Genomic DNA, 13,572 nt, shown 5'->3' with positions numbered 1-13,572 from the left:
CAATCAAACCTCACCCGGTCGGCGGGCATTCCAGCCGCCAGCGGAGTTCACCGTCCTGCCACACCTCGGTGGGGGTGAGGCCGAGGGCGCGGGCGATGGCGGCGGAGGCGTGGTGGTCGGGGTGGATGTGGGCGAGGACGGTGGTGGTGCCGGTCGCGGTGAGGTGGGCGAGCAGGGTGCGGGCGGCCTCGGTGGCGAGGCCGCGGCCCTGCCAGGGGGTGCCGAGCACCCAGGCGATCTCGGTGGCGTCCGGGCCGATGGTGGCCTGGACGTAGCCGGTCAGCCGGCCGTCGGCGCGTAGTCGCAGGGCCCAGTTGCCCCAGGCCTCGGCGGGGTCGGGGGAGCCGGCGGCGAGCCGGGCGTAGCGGGTGCGCAGCGCGTCGGCGGTGGCGGGTTCGCCGCCGGTGAAGACGTGCAGGGCGGGGTCGGCGAGGGCGGCGGCCATCTCCTCGGCGTGTTCGGGTCCGACCGGGACGAGGTCGAGGCGGTCGCCGTGGAGGGTCACGGTGGTGTCGGGGCGCATGGGGGCATTCAACACACGTGCGCGGCGGTGCTTTTCGGGGGGTGGGCGGATCGGGTCGAATGGTGCGGGCGTCCGCTGGGGGCGTCCGGACGGAGGAGGCGGGATGCGGTACCTGGTCAGGGAGAAGCTGTTCGCGGTCGGCGACGACTACTGGATCGAGGACGACCACGGGCACAAGGCGTACCTGGTGGACGGCAAGGTGCTGCGGCTGCACCACACCTTCGAGCTGAAGGACGCGCACGGCCGGGTGGTCGCGGTCCTGAAGGAGAAGGCGTTCACCGTCCGGGACGCGATGAGGATCGAGAACGCCGACGGTGAGGTGGTCGCCACCGTCCGGGAGAAGCTGTTCACCCCGTTCCGCGACAAGTACCTGGTGGAGCTGGCCGGCGGCGGCGAGCTGAGGATCCACGGGAACCTGATCGACAAGGACTACCGGATCGAGAACGGCCATGGTGACGACCTGGCCCGGATCTCCCGGAAGTGGTTCCGGGGCCGGGAAACCCGGAGCGTTCCCGCGCCCCTCCGCCGACACCGGCCTGCTGCTGGCGATCGCCGCCTGCCTCGACCACCTGGTGGCGGAGGACGACTGAGGCCGGTGCCGGCGGAGGGGCGCGGGAACGCTCCGGGTTTCCCGGCCCCGACCCGGTCCGATGGGTTATCTTTTGCCGGTCCTTGACCATCGGACACCGTCGGCGACCCGGGGGACCAGCCATGAACGACATCCTGCACGGCCTCGGTGCGGCGGCCGCTTTCGGCGGCGTCGGCGTGGTGCTGCTGCTCCTCGGCGTCGGCCTGGTGGACGTGCTCACGCCCGGCCGGCTCGGCCACCAGATCTGGGTCGAGCGCAACCGCAACGCCGCCGTGCTGCTCAGCTCCGCGCTGCTCGGGATCGGCGGCATCGTCTTCACCGCGATCATGTACACCTACGAGGACTTCGGCAAGGGCCTGCTCTCGACGGCCTGCTACGGCCTGCTCGGCCTGGTGTTGATGGCGGTCGCGTTCTGGGCGGTGGACCTCCTGACGCCGGGCAGGCTCGGCGCCATCCTGGTCGAGCCCGAGCCGCACCCGGCGGTCTGGGTCTCGGCCAGCTGCAACATCGCGGTGGCGGCGATCGTGTCGGCCGCGATCGCCTGAGCCTCCTCCGGGAGGCGCCGCACCGGGTGCGGGCCGCCGCCCAGGACGTGCTCGCGCCCCCAGGCGCCCAACGGGGCCAGCGCCGCGTTGAGCCGGGCCCCCGCCGCCGTCAGCGAGTACTCGACCCGCGGCGGCACCTCGTCATAGGACTCGCGGTGCACGATGCCGTCCGCCTCCAGCTCGCGCAGATGGGCGGCCAGCACCTTCTCGGTGATGCCCGGCACCAGACGGCGCAGCTCGCCGAAGCGGCAGCTCGGGCGCTCGTCCAGGGCCCAGAGGATCAGCACCTTCCACTTGCCGCCGATCACGTCCATCGCGGCGTCGATCCCGCAGACGTACGCGCCCGGCCTGGGTACGGTCGCCATGCCCCCACCTTTCCGACCTCTTCGCTCACCTCAGGGTAACCACCCACTTCGAAGTGCGTACTTGATCACCAGCGGGCCCGCGCCGAGGCTGAATGCCATGGCACACAACACCGTTGACACCACGGGCACGCTTGCGAAGACCCCCGTCACCCTGCTCGGCCTCGGCGCGATGGGCGGCGCGCTCGCCCGTACCTGGCTCGCCGCGGGCCACCCGCTCACCGTCTGGAACCGCACCGCCGCCCGGGCCGAACCGTTCGCCGCCGGGGGCGCGACCGTCGCCGCCGGCCCCGCCGAGGCGGTCGCCGCCAACCGGCTGGTGGTCGTCTGCCTGCTGGACGACGCCTCGGTCGACGCGTCGCTGGACGGTGTCGACCTGACCGGCAAGGACCTGGTCAACCTCGTCACCGGCACGCCCGGCCAGGCCCGTGCCCGCGCCGAGTGGGCCCGCGAGCGCGGCGCCCGGTACCTGGACGGCGGGGTGATGGCCGTCCCGCCGATGATCGGCGTCCCGGAGGCCGGCCCGTACGTCCTCTACAGCGGCTCGCGCGAACTGTTCGAGGAGCACCGGGCCGTCCTCGCCGTCCCGGCCGGGACCACCTACGTCGGCGAGGACGCCGGGTTCGCGGCGCTGCACGACGTGGCACTGCTCAGCGCCATGTACGGGATGTTCGCCGGGGTCGCGCACGCCTTCGCGCTGATCCGCGGGGAGTCCGTCGCGCCGGGCGGCTTCGCCCCGCTGCTGTCCGCCTGGATCAACGCGATGGCCGGGTCCGTGGCGAGGACCGCCGAGCAACTGGAGAGCGGCGACTACACCAGGGGCGTGGTCTCCAGCCTCGCCATGCAGGTCGCGGGCACGCCGACCTTCCTGCGCACCGCCGAGGAGCAGGGGGTCAGCACCGAACTGATCGCCCCGTACTTCGATCTGATGAAGCGGCGGCTCGCGGAGGGCGGCGGGGAGGAGGACCTGACCGGGGTGGTCGACCTGCTCCGGCGGTAGCCGCGAATTCCCGGCCGGGTGACGGAAGCCTTCGGCGCCGTCCTACCCCGCCGTCCTACCCCGCCGCCCGGTCGGGGAGGGGGCGGCGGCGGAGGGCGGGGTCGGTGAGGGCCGGGGGGCCAGGCGCCGTCGGGGTGGTAGAGGTTGGTGCCGGGCGGGACGATCCCGTTGATGCGGTCGAGGGCGGCGTCGTCCAGGGCGAGGTCCGCGCCCTTCAGGGCGTCCTGGAGCCGCTCCATGGTGCGCGGGCCGATGATCACCGAGGTGACGGCCGGGTGCGCCGGGGGGAAGGCGAGGGCCAGTTCGGACTCGCCGACCGAGTACATGTCGGCGGTGTCGACGAAGTTGACGCCCCGGTCGAGGGCGGATGATCCGGGCGGTGGTCCCTCCGGCGGGGGGAGGGGGTTCGTCCGGGCGGCGGGCCCCGTGCTCACCGCACGCGCTTTCGCGGAAACGGCAACAAAGCTTGCCGCAACGGTGGCGCCGGTCGCAGCCTGGCGACGGAGGTGATCGCCGTGAGCGACAAGAATGTGATGGCAGGCCCCGGGGCCAGCGGGTCCGACGTGTACGACGTGTACGACGTGGTCGTGGTCGGCGCGGGCGCCGCCGGGCTGAACGCCGCACTGGTCCTGGCCCGGGCCCGCCGCCGGGTGGCCGTGGTGGACGCCGGACAGCCGCGCAACGCCCCCGCCGAGGAGATGCGGGGCTTCCTCTCCCGCGACGGCATGCCCCCGGCCGCCCTGCTGGCGGTGGGCCGGGAGGAGGTGGCCGGGTACGGCGTCGACCTGATCGACGCCCGGGTGGACCACATCGACCCCGGCTTCCTGGTCCACCTGGCCGGCGGCCCGGTGCTCCACGCGCGCCGGGTGGTCGTCGCCACCGGTCTGCGGGACGGGCTGCCCGAGATCCCGGGCCTCGCCGAACGCTGGGGCCGGGACGTGCTGCACTGCCCCTACTGCCACGCCTACGAGGTCCGCGACCGACCGCTCGGCGTGCTCGGCACCCACCCGGGCGCGGTGAACCACGCCCTGCTGCTGCGCCAGTGGTCGGACGACGTCGTGTTCTTCCCGCACACCATGGACCTGGCGGACGGCGAGCGGGAACAGCTCGCCGCCCGCGGTGTCCGGGTCGTCGAGGGCGCGGTCAAGTGGCTGGTGGTGGACGGCGACCGGCTGCGCGGGGTGGAGCTGGCGGGCGGCCGGGTCGTGCCCCGCGAGGCGGTGTTCGTCTTCCCGCGGATGGTCCCGCGGGACGCCCTGCTGTTCGGCCTGGGCTGTGCCCGCGACGGGAACGGCTGGGTCACCACCGACCGCTTCGGCGGCACCAGCGTGCCCGGGGTCTGGGCGGTGGGCAATGTCGCCGATCCGCGCGCGCAGGTCGTCACCGCGGCCGGGCAGGGCTCGGCGGCGGCGTTCGCGATCAATCACGACCTGGTGGAGGAGGACGTCCGGCAGGCCGTCGAGGCCCACCGTGCGGCAGCCACCGCAGTCACCGTCTGAAGTCCCCGAGAGAACCGCCCCTCCCGATCGGAGCGCACGATGCACGGCCACAACCACAAGCAGGACCACAGCCACAGCCACGAGCACAACCACGGCCACGACTACGACTGGGGTGCTCTTGGCGACCACCTGGAGCGCGAGGCCGAGCTGAGCGCCCCCGCCATCACCCGGGCCGCGCACTGGCTGCGCGAGCTGCTGAGCACGGACGGCGGGCCGGCCGGCGTCGGGCGGGTCCTGGACGTCGGCAGCGGCCCGGGCGTGGTCACCGGTCTGCTCGCCGACACCTTCCCGGACGCCGAGGTGGTCGCCGTCGACCAGGCGCCCGCCCTGCTGGCCCGGGCCCAGGCCCGGTCCGCCGGCCGGATCACCACCCACCGGGCCGACCTGCCGGGCGACTTCGGCACGCTCGGTACCGCCGATCTGATCTGGTCCGCCAACGCCGTCCACCATCTCGGCGACCAGCAGGCGGCGTTGACCGCCCTGGCCGCCTCGCTGCGGCCCGGCGGCCTGCTGGCCATCGCCGAACGCGGCCTGCCGCCGCGCTTCCTGCCCCGCGACATCGGCCTGGGCCGCCCCGGCCTGCAGGCCCGCCTGGACGCCGCCTGGGAGGGTGGCTTCGCCGACATGCGCGCAGACCTGCCGGATGCGACCGAGGAGGTGGAGGACTGGCCGGCCATGCTCACCCGGGCCGGTCTCACCCTCAGCGGCACGCGGACCTTCCTCACCGACTGGCCGGCCCCGCTCGCCCCGTTGGCCCGCGAGCACCTGCAGGCCCATGTGACCCGCCTGCGCGACCGGTTCGGTGAGTACCTGGACGCCGGGGACCGGGCCGCGCTGGAGGCCCTGGTGGACACCGACGCACCGACCGGTCTCCTGCACCGCCCGGACGTCTTCTTCCTCACCGCCACCACCGTGTTCACCGCCCGGGCGTCTTCCTAAGGCCGGTCGAGAGGCCGGTCGAGGAACCCCGCCAGCGTGCGGACGAACGCGTCGGCGTCGTCCAGCCACGGGTAGTGCCCGCCGGCGGGCAGGACGGCGGTCTCGCCGTTCGGGAAGAGCGCGGCGGCCTCCTTGGCGGCGTCCGGGCGCGGGACGGCGTCGAACTCGCCGGCCAGGACGAGGACGGGCGACGCCACCCCGGCGGCGGCCGCCCGGATCTCGTCCGGTCGGCAGCCGCCGCTGTAGTAGATCCGCGCGGCCTCGGGGTGGAGCTGGCCGGGGGCGACGGCGGCGTGGGCCTGCGCGGTGGCGTCCCAACGGCCGTAGTACAGGGGCGACAGGGTGGCCTCGTCGGCCTCGGTGGCCGTCCCGGCGAACGCGGCTTCGAGGGCGGCCCAGGCCGCCGGGAACCACGGTTCGCCCTCGACGCCGCGGGCGGCCGTGGCCGACCGGTAGTCCTCCTCGGTGGTGTCGAACCCGAACGCCCGCAGGCTCGGCGTCACCAGCGCCAGCTTCCCGGTGCGGTCCGGGTGGCGGAGCGCGTACAGGGTGGCCAGGATCGCTCCCGCCGAGTGGCCGAGCACGTCCGCGCGCTCCAGGCCGAGGTGCGCGCGGAGCGCCTCCACGTCCGCCACCTGCCGGTCGCACCGGTACGAGGACGTGTCAGCCGGGGTCTCCGACCGCCCCGTGCCGCGCAGATCGAGCATGTGCAGCGCGCGGTGCGCCGAGAGCCCGCCGAGGTCCCCCAGGTACGCGGAGTCGCGCATCGCCCCGCCCGGGAGCACGAGCAGCGGCTCGCCCTTGCCGATGACGTGGTAGGCCAGCCGGGTGCCGTCCGGCGCGGTGAAGGTTTCCATGGCGAGATCGTGCAGCGTCCGGGCCGCTCCCGCAACGGAGTTCAGCGGCGGGGCGGAACCGGTTTCCGGGGCCGGAAGGGCAGTCGGCGGCGGGGGAGACGCACTTCCGCGCGCCCTGTCACGCCCGGCGGTGCCGCCCGGTCCCCTTCCGCAGCAGCGGCACGGGCGTGTCCGCCTGCGGGAAGGCCTCCGCCCGGTCGACCCTGGCGATCAGCGGGTACGCCTCCCCGTAGTTCTCCGCCACGGCGACCGGCTGCCACGCGAAGCCGTCCCACTCGACCACCAGCCGCGGCTCGTCCGCGAACACGTGCGCCCCGCGCGGCGGTCCGTCGGCCAGCGTGATGGCGTCCCTTGTCCCGGGCGTCCGCCGTCGCTTCGACCGTGCGGCGTACCACTCGGCCAGCGGCTCGTCCTCGGCGTCCATCGTGACCTCCTCGCGTTCGTCGGGCGGGGCCCGTCTCGCCGATGCCAGTGTCGCGGATGCCGGCCGGGCGGGACGATTCCACGAACGGGTGAAGACCGCGGCCCACCGGCCGGCCGGTGGGCCGGTCGAGGCGGCGGGCGCGCCAGGGCGAATGACCCGTCAGACACCGCCGGAGGGCGTCGGGGTGAGGCCGCCGCACCCGGCGCGGCGGCGGTACTGTCCACCCCATGGCAGCTACCGACCACGCCGTCGTCGTGGTGACCACCAGCACCGAGACCGAGGACCAGGCCCGCGCCCTCGCCGCCGCCGTCGTGCGCGAGCGCCTGGCCGCCTGCGCCCAGATCCACCCGATCCAGTCGCTCTTCCGGTGGGAGGGCACCGTCCGGGAGAGCCCCGAGTGGCGGGTCGACCTCAAGACCCGCGCCGACCTCGCCGACCGCCTCACCGCGTTCGTCGCCGAGCACCACGACTACGACGTCCCCGAGATCATCGTCGTGCCGGTGGTCGGCGGCGGCCCGGCCTACCTGGGCTGGGTCGCCGCCGAGACGGTCCCCGGGGAGGCCTCCGTCTGACCTTCTCCCGGGCCGGTGCGCTACTCGCCGCCGAACCGGGTGGTCCAGGCGGCCAGGTCCTCGTCCGTGATCTTGGCGAAGAGCACCGGCGGGACGGTGAAGGCGGTGCCGGCCGGCAGGAAGTCCAGCGCCCGGGCCTGCTCGGCGCTCGCCCAGGCCGCGGTACGGGCCGGGGCGTCCTCGGCGAGCGCGAACGACTGCCGCATGGCCGCCGCCGCGGTCGGGATGAACGGCTCGGAGACCACCGCGTAGAGGTGGATCAGGTTCATCGCCGTGCGCAGGGTCAGCGCGGCGGCCTCCGGGTCGGTCTTCGCCTGGAGCCAGGGCGCCTTCTCGTCCAGGTAGGCGTTGCCCGCGCTCCACAGCGCGCGCAGACTCCGCGCGGCCTTGCGGAAGTTCAGCGCCTCCAGATCGCCCTCGTAGTCGGCCAGCAGCCCGGCGATCTGCGCGCCCAGCCGCTGCTCGGCCTCGCCCGGCTCGTGGCTGCCCGGTCCGTGGCCGCCCGGTCCGTGGCCGCCCGGGACCGCGTCGCCGAACCGCTTGCGGCTGAACGACAGCACGCGGTTGACGAAGTTGCCGAGGGTGTCGGCCAGGTCCTTGTTCACCACCGAGGCGAAGAGGTCCCAGGTGAAGCTGGAGTCGTCCGACTCCGGTGCGTGCGCCATCAGGAAGTAGCGCCAGTAGTCGGCCGGCAGCAGCTCCAGGGCGACGTCGGTGAAGATGCCCCGCTGCTGGCTGGTCGAGAACTTGCCCCCGTAGTAGGTGAGCCAGTTGAAGGCCTTGACATAGTCGACCTTCTTCCACGGCTGCCGGGAGCCCAGGAGGGTCGCCGGGAACATCACCGTGTGGAACGGGACGTTGTCCTTCGCCATGAACTCCGTGTACCGGACGGTTCCGTCGGTCTCGTACCACCAGGACCGCCAGTCCCGGACCTCGCCGGCCGGGGCCGCGTCCGCCCACTCCCTGGTGGCGCCGATGTACTCGACCGGGGCGTCGAACCAGACGTAGAAGACCTTGCCCTCGGCCGCCAGCTCCGGCCAGGTGTCGGCGGGCACCGGGACGCCCCACTCCAGGTCACGGGTGATCGAGCGGTCCTGGAGGCCCTCGGTCAGCCACTTGCGGGCGATCGAGGAGGCGAGCACGGGCCAGCCGTCGCCGTTGGCCGCGATCCACGCCTCGACCTCGTCGGTCAGCTTCGACTGGAGCAGGAAGAGGTGCCTGGTCTCGCGGACCTCCAGGTCCGAGCTGCCGCTGATCGCGGAGCGCGGCTCCAGCAGGTCCGTGGGGTCGAGGACACGGGTGCAGTTCTCGCACTGGTCGCCGCGGGCCTTGTCGTAGCCGCAGTGCGGGCAGGTACCGACGATGTACCGGTCCGGCAGGAACCGCCCGTCGGCGATCGAGTACACCTGCCGGATCGCCCGCTCCTCGATGAAGCCGTTGGCGTGCAGCTCGCGGGCGATCTCCTGGGTGATCTCCCGGTTCTGCGGGGAGGAGCTGCGGCCGAAGAAGTCGAAGGACAGCCGGAAGCCGTCGTACACCGCCTTCTGCCGGTCGTGCGCCCGCGCGCAGAACTCCGCGACCGGCAGGCCCGCGTCCTGGGCGGCCAGCTCGGCCGGCGTCCCGTGCTCGTCGGTCGCGCAGATGTACAGCACCTCGTGGCCCCGCTGACGCAGATAGCGTGCGTAGACGTCCGCCGGGAGCATCGACCCGACCATGTTGCCCAGGTGCTTGATCCCGTTGATGTACGGAAGGGCGCTGGTGATCAGGTGCCGAGCCATCCTCGGATGCTCCGATTTCTCCCGTACGCACCCCACCCGGAGTGCCATGACGGGCGCAGGCTCTGGGGGCCGCGACGGGAACCCGACGCGTGGCCGGCTCCCGGGCCGCCGCACAGAGCGACGTTCCACTGTGGGCGGCCCGATCGTACCGAAACCGGCCCGTTCCCCTCCTCCCCATTTTCCGGGCCGGACCACCCGCGAAGCGCTTCGGCGGCTCAGCCCGTGTCCTCCCCGCAGGCAGGCAGGCGGGTCGGCAGTGGCTCCGAGTTCTGCTGAACCGCGCGGGCCTGACCTTTTCCGGCGCGGGAGTTCGCCGGCCGGCCCTGGGTTCCCACGCCTCAGCCACAGTGGCCGCTGTCGCCGATCCGGCGCACGAGCTTGTCCGAGGGGACGGTCCGACGCGGCCCGTCCGGCTCGAACAGCGGGTGCACCACGGCCATCCCGCCTTCCTCGCTGACCAGTTCGACCAGCGATCCGGGCTCACTGGAGCCCGGATCGCTCGCGCAGTTCCCTCAGTGCTTCAGGTGCCGACCGGTGGCCCTTGCGGTGAGCAAGAGGCCACCGGGGGAGGCTTGTCCAGGCGCAGAAGTGGTCGAACTCGCCGACCTGGACGCCGAGGACGAAGGCGGCCCACGGGGGGCCGGTGGCCGGGGCCTGGGCATCGTCGACGTGCTCGCCGAGGAGTGGGGCGTCGAGCCCATCGGGCAGTACAGCAAGGCGATTTGGGCCGTCGCCGCAGTCGGCGTCCGGTGAACGGGCGGGTCGTCACCGGCTGGCCGACCTGGCTGGTCGGCGCTCAGCCGCGGGCGAGCCGTTCGACCAGCCGTGACTTCGCCGCCGGCCACTCCTCGGCCAGCAGCGAGTAGTAGGCGCTGTCGCGCCAACTCCCGTCCGGCCGCCGCCGTTCACGGCGGTGGACGCTCTCGAAGGCGGCCCCCAGCCGCAGGATCGCGCTGCGGGAGCGCTCGTTGAGGCTGTCCGTCTGCCAGCAGACCCGGCCCATGCCCAGTTCCTCGTACGCATGGGTGAGCAGCAGCAGCTTGGACTCCGTGTTCACCGCCGTCCGCCACACGGCCCGGGCGTACCAGGTCCAGCCGATCTCCACGTACTCGTCCACCGTGCTGAAGCGGTGGTAGCACGTCCACCCCACCGCCCGCCCGCTGCCGCCGAGGCCGATCACCGCGAACGCCACCCGCTCACCGCGTTCCACCTCGGCGAGGCGCGCGTCGAGGACCGCCCCCAGCTCGGCCTCGGTCCGCGGGGTGGTATCCGGCAGCCAGCGCCACACCTCTTCGTCCCCGCCCCCGGCGGCGAAGAGCTCGGCGAGGTGGTGGCGCCCGAGCGGCTCCAGGCGGACATGTCGCCCGAGGAGCGTCACCGGGGCCGGCCGCCGGGCGCTCACCGGGTGGCCAGCCGGTCGCTCAGGCGCTGCTTCGCGGCCGGCCACTCGTCCGCGAGCATCGAGAAGTACGCGGTGTCCCGCCAGACCCCGGTCGCGCGGCGCTTGTCGCGCCGGTGGGTGCCCTCGTACGTGGCCCCCAGCCGCAGGATCGCGTTGCGGGAGCGTTCGTTGAGCGCGTCCGTCTTCCAGAACACCCGGCCCATGCCCAGTTCCTCGAAGGCGTGGGTGAGCAGCAGCAGCTTGGACTCCGTGTTCACCGCCGTCCGCCAGACCGACCGGGCGTGCCAGGTGCCGCCGATCTCGACCAGCTCGTCGACGGCGCTGAAGGCGTAGTACCCGGTGATGCCGACGGCGCGGCCGGACGGGAGGTCGATGACGGCGAACTTCACCGCCCGCCCGGCGGCCACCTCGGCGAGCCGGATGTCGAGGATCGCGCCCAGCTCCTCCTCCGTCGTCGGGGCGCTGAACGGGATCCACCGCCAGACCTCCGGGTCCGCGCCCACGCCGGCGAACAGCTCGGGCAGGTGGTGGCGCCCCAGGGGCTCCAGACGGACATGGCGGCCGGTCAGGGTGACGGGCGCGGGCAGCTTCGCGGTCATGGCCGCAAGGTAGCGCCACTCTGCACTAGATGCAATGGAATATTGGACTAGTGCAAAATTGCGCAACAGGCGAGAGGGGATGCGGAAGGGCCCTGCGGGACGCATCCCGCAGGGCCCTTCACACGACCGAAGGCAGGCCTAGATGAACGAGTTGATCTCGATCGTCTCGGTCCGGCCCGGGCCGACGCCGATGGCCGAGATCGGAGCGCCGGACATCTCCTCCAGCGCCTTCACGTACGCCTGGGCGTTCTTCGGCAGGTCGGCGAAGGTCTTCGCCTTGCTGATGTCCTCGGTCCAGCCCGGCAGCGTCTCGTAGATCGGCTTGGCGTGGTGGAAGTCCGACTGGTTGTACGGGAGCTCCTCGACGCGGCGGCCGTCGATCTCGTACGCGACGCAGACCGGGATCTGCTCCCAGCCGGTCAGCACGTCGAGCTTGGTGAGGAAGAAGTCGGTCAGGCCGTTGACCCGGGTCGCGTAGCGCGCGATGACCGCGTCGAACCAGCCGCAGCGGCGGTCACGGCCGGTGGTCACACCGCGCTCGCCGCCGATCCGGCGCAGCGCCTCGCCGTCGGCGTCCAGCAGCTCGGTCGGGAACGGGCCCGAGCCGACGCGGGTGGTGTACGCCTTCAGGATGCCGATGACCCGGTCGATCTTGGTCGGGCCGATGCCGGCGCCGGTGCAGGCGCCGCCCGCGGTCGGGTTCGACGAGGTGACGAAGGGGTACGTGCCGTGGTCGACGTCCAGCAGGGTGCCCTGGCCGCCCTCCAGCAGGACGACCTTGTTCGCCTTCAGCGCCTCGTCCAGGACCAGGGTGGTGTCGGCGAGGAACGGCTTGATCTTGTCCGCGTAGCCGAGGTACTCCTCCAGCACCAGCTCGGCCGGGATGGCGCGGCGGTTGTAGAGCTTGACCAGCAGCTGGTTCTTGTCGTGCAGCGCGGCTTCGATCTTCTGCTGCAGGATCGACTCGTCGAAGAGGTCCTGGACCCGGATGCCGACGCGGTTGATCTTGTCCGCGTAGGACGGGCCGATGCCGCGGCCGGTGGTGCCGATCCGGCGCTTGCCGAGGAAGCGCTCGGTGACCTTGTCCAGGGTGCGGTGGTACGGCGTGATCAGGTGGGCGTTGCCCGAGATCAGCAGCTTGGAGGTGTCGATGCCGCGCTCGTCGAGACCCTTGAGTTCGGAGAGCAGCACGCCCGGGTCGATGACGACGCCGTTACCGATCACCGGCGTCACATTCGGGCTGAGGATGCCGGAAGGCAGGAGGTGCAGGGCATACTTCTGATCGCCGATGACCACCGTGTGACCGGCGTTGTTGCCGCCCTGGTAGCGAACGACGTAGTCGACGGAGCCACCGAGGAGGTCGGTCGCCTTCCCCTTGCCCTCGTCTCCCCACTGAGCGCCAACGAGCACGAGTGCCGGCACAGGCGTACACCCCTTCCGGTTGGGGCATCCTGCGTAGGCCGCAGTCTGCCCCGAGATAGACGAAGCCCCTGGCGCAATAGCGCAAGGGGCTCTTGCACCGAGAGATTACCTGAGGAAGGACCGGTCGTGTCGTCCCTGTCCACGCCTGCAACCGGCGGCCCCGAGCCGCTCCTGCTGCTCCTCGACCCGGCGGCCCGGCAGTCCGACGGCGAGTCGGTGCGGATCGCGAAGGACGTCCTCTGCGGAGGTGCGGACGTCAAGGTGGCCTATCCGGAGAGCCCGTCCGAGCTCGACCGGGTGCTTTCGCACCGGGGTCGCCGCCGACCGGTGGTGATCGGATCCGACCTTGCGCTGCAACGGGTGCTCCAGGCCCTCTACCGCCAGCGTGAGCTGGGGACGGACCCGGTGGGCATGGTCCCGGTCGGGCGGGCGAACGAGCTGACGGCGGCCCGCGCGCTCGGCGTGCCGGGTGCGCCGGTCCCGGCCGCGCGGGCGGTGCTCTCGGGCGCGCCGCGCAAGCTTGACCTGCTGGTGGACGACGGTGGCGGGGTCGCGCTCGGCGGGGTCCGGATCTCCGGGAGCGGGGTGCGTCGAATGGTCGGCCGTACGGGTGGTTGGCGTTCGCTATGGGCGAAACTGGCTGCGGCCGAGCAGGCGAGTCCACTCACCTCCGAGAACGGCAAGAACGACCACAGCTCCCGGATCCGGGTCGAGGCGGACGGACGGCTGCTCGCGGACGTCCACCGGCCGGTCCGGCTGGTCCAGGTGACCCTGCCGGGCGGCGAGGCGGCCGGCGCGGGCGTGATGGAGGTCGTGGTCCGTGCGCCGGGCGCACTGGTGCGCACCCGGGCGGCGACCGTCTCGGTGGCCGGACGGGGCTTCGGCTACGAGGCGGACGGCCACCCGGTCGGCCCGGTCCGGACCCGCACTTGGACGGTCCACCCGGGCGCCTGGGGCCTGCTGCTGCCGGCCGTGTGAGCGGGGCGGGCACCCGTGAGCGTGCGGGCGCCGGGGGCCGTGAGCCCGGCGCCCCCCGCGAGCGGTGCGCACCGGGTGCCCCG

At 73.0% G+C, this 13,572-nt stretch carries 15 protein-coding genes and 2 pseudogenes; 8 read left to right on the top strand and 9 right to left on the bottom strand.

Going from position 1 to position 13,572, the window contains the following annotated elements:
• Positions 1 to 10 precede the first annotated feature (10 nt).
• A complete protein-coding gene (locus ACIO5D_RS22230; RefSeq protein WP_363605347.1) occupies positions 11 to 523 on the bottom strand; it encodes a GNAT family N-acetyltransferase in 513 nt (170 codons plus the stop codon).
• Positions 524 to 626: 103 nt separating this feature from the next.
• Here ACIO5D_RS22230 and ACIO5D_RS22225 point away from each other — a divergent pair, with 103 nt between their 5' ends.
• Both ACIO5D_RS22225 and ACIO5D_RS22220 read left to right on the top strand, forming a co-directional pair.
• Positions 627 to 1,199 (top strand): LURP-one-related/scramblase family protein, encoded by a 573-nt coding sequence (locus ACIO5D_RS22225; protein ID WP_400797187.1) that lies wholly within the window; start codon positions 627 to 629, stop codon positions 1,197 to 1,199.
• A 35-nt stretch (positions 1,200 to 1,234) separates the two neighbouring features.
• Positions 1,235 to 1,657: a DUF350 domain-containing protein gene (locus ACIO5D_RS22220; protein ID WP_363605349.1), complete on the top strand. Its 423-nt coding sequence runs from the start codon at positions 1,235 to 1,237 to the stop codon at positions 1,655 to 1,657.
• 107 nt (positions 1,658 to 1,764) lie between these two features.
• Here ACIO5D_RS22220 and ACIO5D_RS22215 read toward each other — a convergent pair.
• A pseudogene (locus ACIO5D_RS22215) lies at positions 1,765 to 1,971 on the bottom strand (winged helix-turn-helix transcriptional regulator); the annotation flags it as partial.
• 148 nt (positions 1,972 to 2,119) lie between these two features.
• Here ACIO5D_RS22215 and ACIO5D_RS22210 point away from each other — a divergent pair.
• A complete protein-coding gene (locus ACIO5D_RS22210; protein WP_400797185.1) occupies positions 2,120 to 3,019 on the top strand; it encodes an NAD(P)-dependent oxidoreductase in 900 nt (299 codons plus the stop codon).
• Between the two features lie 55 nt (positions 3,020 to 3,074).
• Here ACIO5D_RS22210 and ACIO5D_RS22205 read toward each other — a convergent pair.
• A pseudogene (locus ACIO5D_RS22205) lies at positions 3,075 to 3,327 on the bottom strand (aldo/keto reductase); the annotation flags it as partial.
• Between the two features lie 225 nt (positions 3,328 to 3,552).
• Here ACIO5D_RS22205 and ACIO5D_RS22200 point away from each other — a divergent pair.
• The gene (locus ACIO5D_RS22200; RefSeq protein WP_400797325.1) at positions 3,553 to 4,518 is read left to right on the top strand and encodes an NAD(P)/FAD-dependent oxidoreductase; all 966 of its coding nucleotides are present in this window, start codon (positions 3,553 to 3,555) and stop codon (positions 4,516 to 4,518) included.
• A gap of 39 nt (positions 4,519 to 4,557) precedes the next feature.
• Complete coding sequence (locus tag ACIO5D_RS22195; RefSeq protein ID WP_363605354.1) at positions 4,558 to 5,457, top strand: methyltransferase domain-containing protein; 900 nt, start codon at positions 4,558 to 4,560, stop codon at positions 5,455 to 5,457.
• On the opposite strand, the gene ACIO5D_RS22190 is transcribed toward ACIO5D_RS22195, so the two are convergent.
• Together ACIO5D_RS22190 and ACIO5D_RS22185 are read right to left on the bottom strand one after the other, a co-directional pair.
• Complete coding sequence (locus ACIO5D_RS22190) at positions 5,454 to 6,314, bottom strand: alpha/beta fold hydrolase (RefSeq protein WP_400657268.1); 861 nt, start codon at positions 6,312 to 6,314, stop codon at positions 5,454 to 5,456. The two genes, ACIO5D_RS22195 and ACIO5D_RS22190, sit on opposite strands and share 4 nt — an antisense overlap.
• 118 nt (positions 6,315 to 6,432) lie before the next feature.
• The gene (locus ACIO5D_RS22185) at positions 6,433 to 6,738 is read right to left on the bottom strand and encodes a DUF6087 family protein (protein WP_363605357.1); all 306 of its coding nucleotides are present in this window, start codon (positions 6,736 to 6,738) and stop codon (positions 6,433 to 6,435) included.
• A 227-nt stretch (positions 6,739 to 6,965) separates the two neighbouring features.
• Here ACIO5D_RS22185 and cutA point away from each other — a divergent pair, with 227 nt between their 5' ends.
• Positions 6,966 to 7,310 carry a divalent-cation tolerance protein CutA gene (gene cutA / locus ACIO5D_RS22180; RefSeq protein WP_400797182.1) on the top strand — a complete coding sequence of 115 codons (345 nt, stop codon included), beginning with the start codon at positions 6,966 to 6,968 and terminating at the stop codon, positions 7,308 to 7,310.
• Between the two features lie 20 nt (positions 7,311 to 7,330).
• On the opposite strand, the gene metG is transcribed toward cutA, so the two are convergent.
• Positions 7,331 to 9,088: a methionine--tRNA ligase gene (gene metG / locus ACIO5D_RS22175; protein WP_400797180.1), complete on the bottom strand. Its 1,758-nt coding sequence runs from the start codon at positions 9,086 to 9,088 to the stop codon at positions 7,331 to 7,333.
• A 588-nt stretch (positions 9,089 to 9,676) separates the two neighbouring features.
• On the opposite strand from metG, the gene ACIO5D_RS22170 reads away from it, so the two are divergent.
• A complete protein-coding gene (locus ACIO5D_RS22170) occupies positions 9,677 to 9,841 on the top strand; it encodes a hypothetical protein (protein WP_363605361.1) in 165 nt (54 codons plus the stop codon).
• A gap of 43 nt (positions 9,842 to 9,884) precedes the next feature.
• Here ACIO5D_RS22170 and ACIO5D_RS22165 read toward each other — a convergent pair whose 3' ends face one another.
• The 3 genes from ACIO5D_RS22165 to ACIO5D_RS22155 form a co-directional block, all read right to left on the bottom strand.
• Positions 9,885 to 10,490, bottom strand: coding sequence for a GNAT family N-acetyltransferase (locus tag ACIO5D_RS22165; RefSeq protein WP_400797176.1), 606 nt, complete (start codon positions 10,488 to 10,490; stop codon positions 9,885 to 9,887).
• Positions 10,487 to 11,089 carry a GNAT family N-acetyltransferase gene (locus tag ACIO5D_RS22160; RefSeq protein ID WP_400657259.1) on the bottom strand — a complete coding sequence of 201 codons (603 nt, stop codon included), beginning with the start codon at positions 11,087 to 11,089 and terminating at the stop codon, positions 10,487 to 10,489. Before ACIO5D_RS22160 ends, ACIO5D_RS22165 begins: the two co-directional genes overlap by 4 nt.
• Before the next feature lie 138 nt (positions 11,090 to 11,227).
• Complete coding sequence (locus tag ACIO5D_RS22155; protein ID WP_363605435.1) at positions 11,228 to 12,511, bottom strand: adenylosuccinate synthase; 1,284 nt, start codon at positions 12,509 to 12,511, stop codon at positions 11,228 to 11,230.
• Between the two features lie 126 nt (positions 12,512 to 12,637).
• Between ACIO5D_RS22155 and ACIO5D_RS22150 the strand changes: the two genes are divergently transcribed.
• A complete protein-coding gene (locus ACIO5D_RS22150) occupies positions 12,638 to 13,489 on the top strand; it encodes a diacylglycerol kinase family protein (protein ID WP_400757908.1) in 852 nt (283 codons plus the stop codon).
• Positions 13,490 to 13,572 lie beyond the last annotated feature (83 nt).

It is taken from the genome of Kitasatospora sp. NPDC087315 (assembly GCF_044744345.1).
Taxonomy (GTDB): domain Bacteria; phylum Actinomycetota; class Actinomycetes; order Streptomycetales; family Streptomycetaceae; genus Kitasatospora.
This window is presented reverse-complemented; position numbering and strand designations above follow the sequence as displayed.

Bases quoted from the DNA above. Each gene is read 5' to 3' on its own strand.
- ACIO5D_RS22230 (WP_363605347.1), bottom strand. From the start codon at position 523: ATGCGCCCCGACACCACCGTGACCCTCCACGGCGACCGCCTCGACCTC.
- ACIO5D_RS22220 (WP_363605349.1), top strand. From the start codon at position 1,235: ATGAACGACATCCTGCACGGCCTCGGTGCGGCGGCCGCTTTCGGCGGC.
- ACIO5D_RS22160 (WP_400657259.1), bottom strand. From the start codon at position 11,089: ATGACCGCGAAGCTGCCCGCGCCCGTCACCCTGACCGGCCGCCATGTC.
- metG (WP_400797180.1), bottom strand. From the start codon at position 9,088: ATGGCTCGGCACCTGATCACCAGCGCCCTTCCGTACATCAACGGGATC.
- ACIO5D_RS22200 (WP_400797325.1), top strand. From the start codon at position 3,553: ATGGCAGGCCCCGGGGCCAGCGGGTCCGACGTGTACGACGTGTACGAC.
- ACIO5D_RS22185 (WP_363605357.1), bottom strand. From the start codon at position 6,738: ATGGACGCCGAGGACGAGCCGCTGGCCGAGTGGTACGCCGCACGGTCG.
- ACIO5D_RS22225 (WP_400797187.1), top strand. From the start codon at position 627: ATGCGGTACCTGGTCAGGGAGAAGCTGTTCGCGGTCGGCGACGACTAC.
- ACIO5D_RS22190 (WP_400657268.1), bottom strand. From the start codon at position 6,314: ATGGAAACCTTCACCGCGCCGGACGGCACCCGGCTGGCCTACCACGTC.
- ACIO5D_RS22210 (WP_400797185.1), top strand. From the start codon at position 2,120: ATGGCACACAACACCGTTGACACCACGGGCACGCTTGCGAAGACCCCC.
- cutA (WP_400797182.1), top strand. From the start codon at position 6,966: ATGGCAGCTACCGACCACGCCGTCGTCGTGGTGACCACCAGCACCGAG.
- ACIO5D_RS22195 (WP_363605354.1), top strand. From the start codon at position 4,558: ATGCACGGCCACAACCACAAGCAGGACCACAGCCACAGCCACGAGCAC.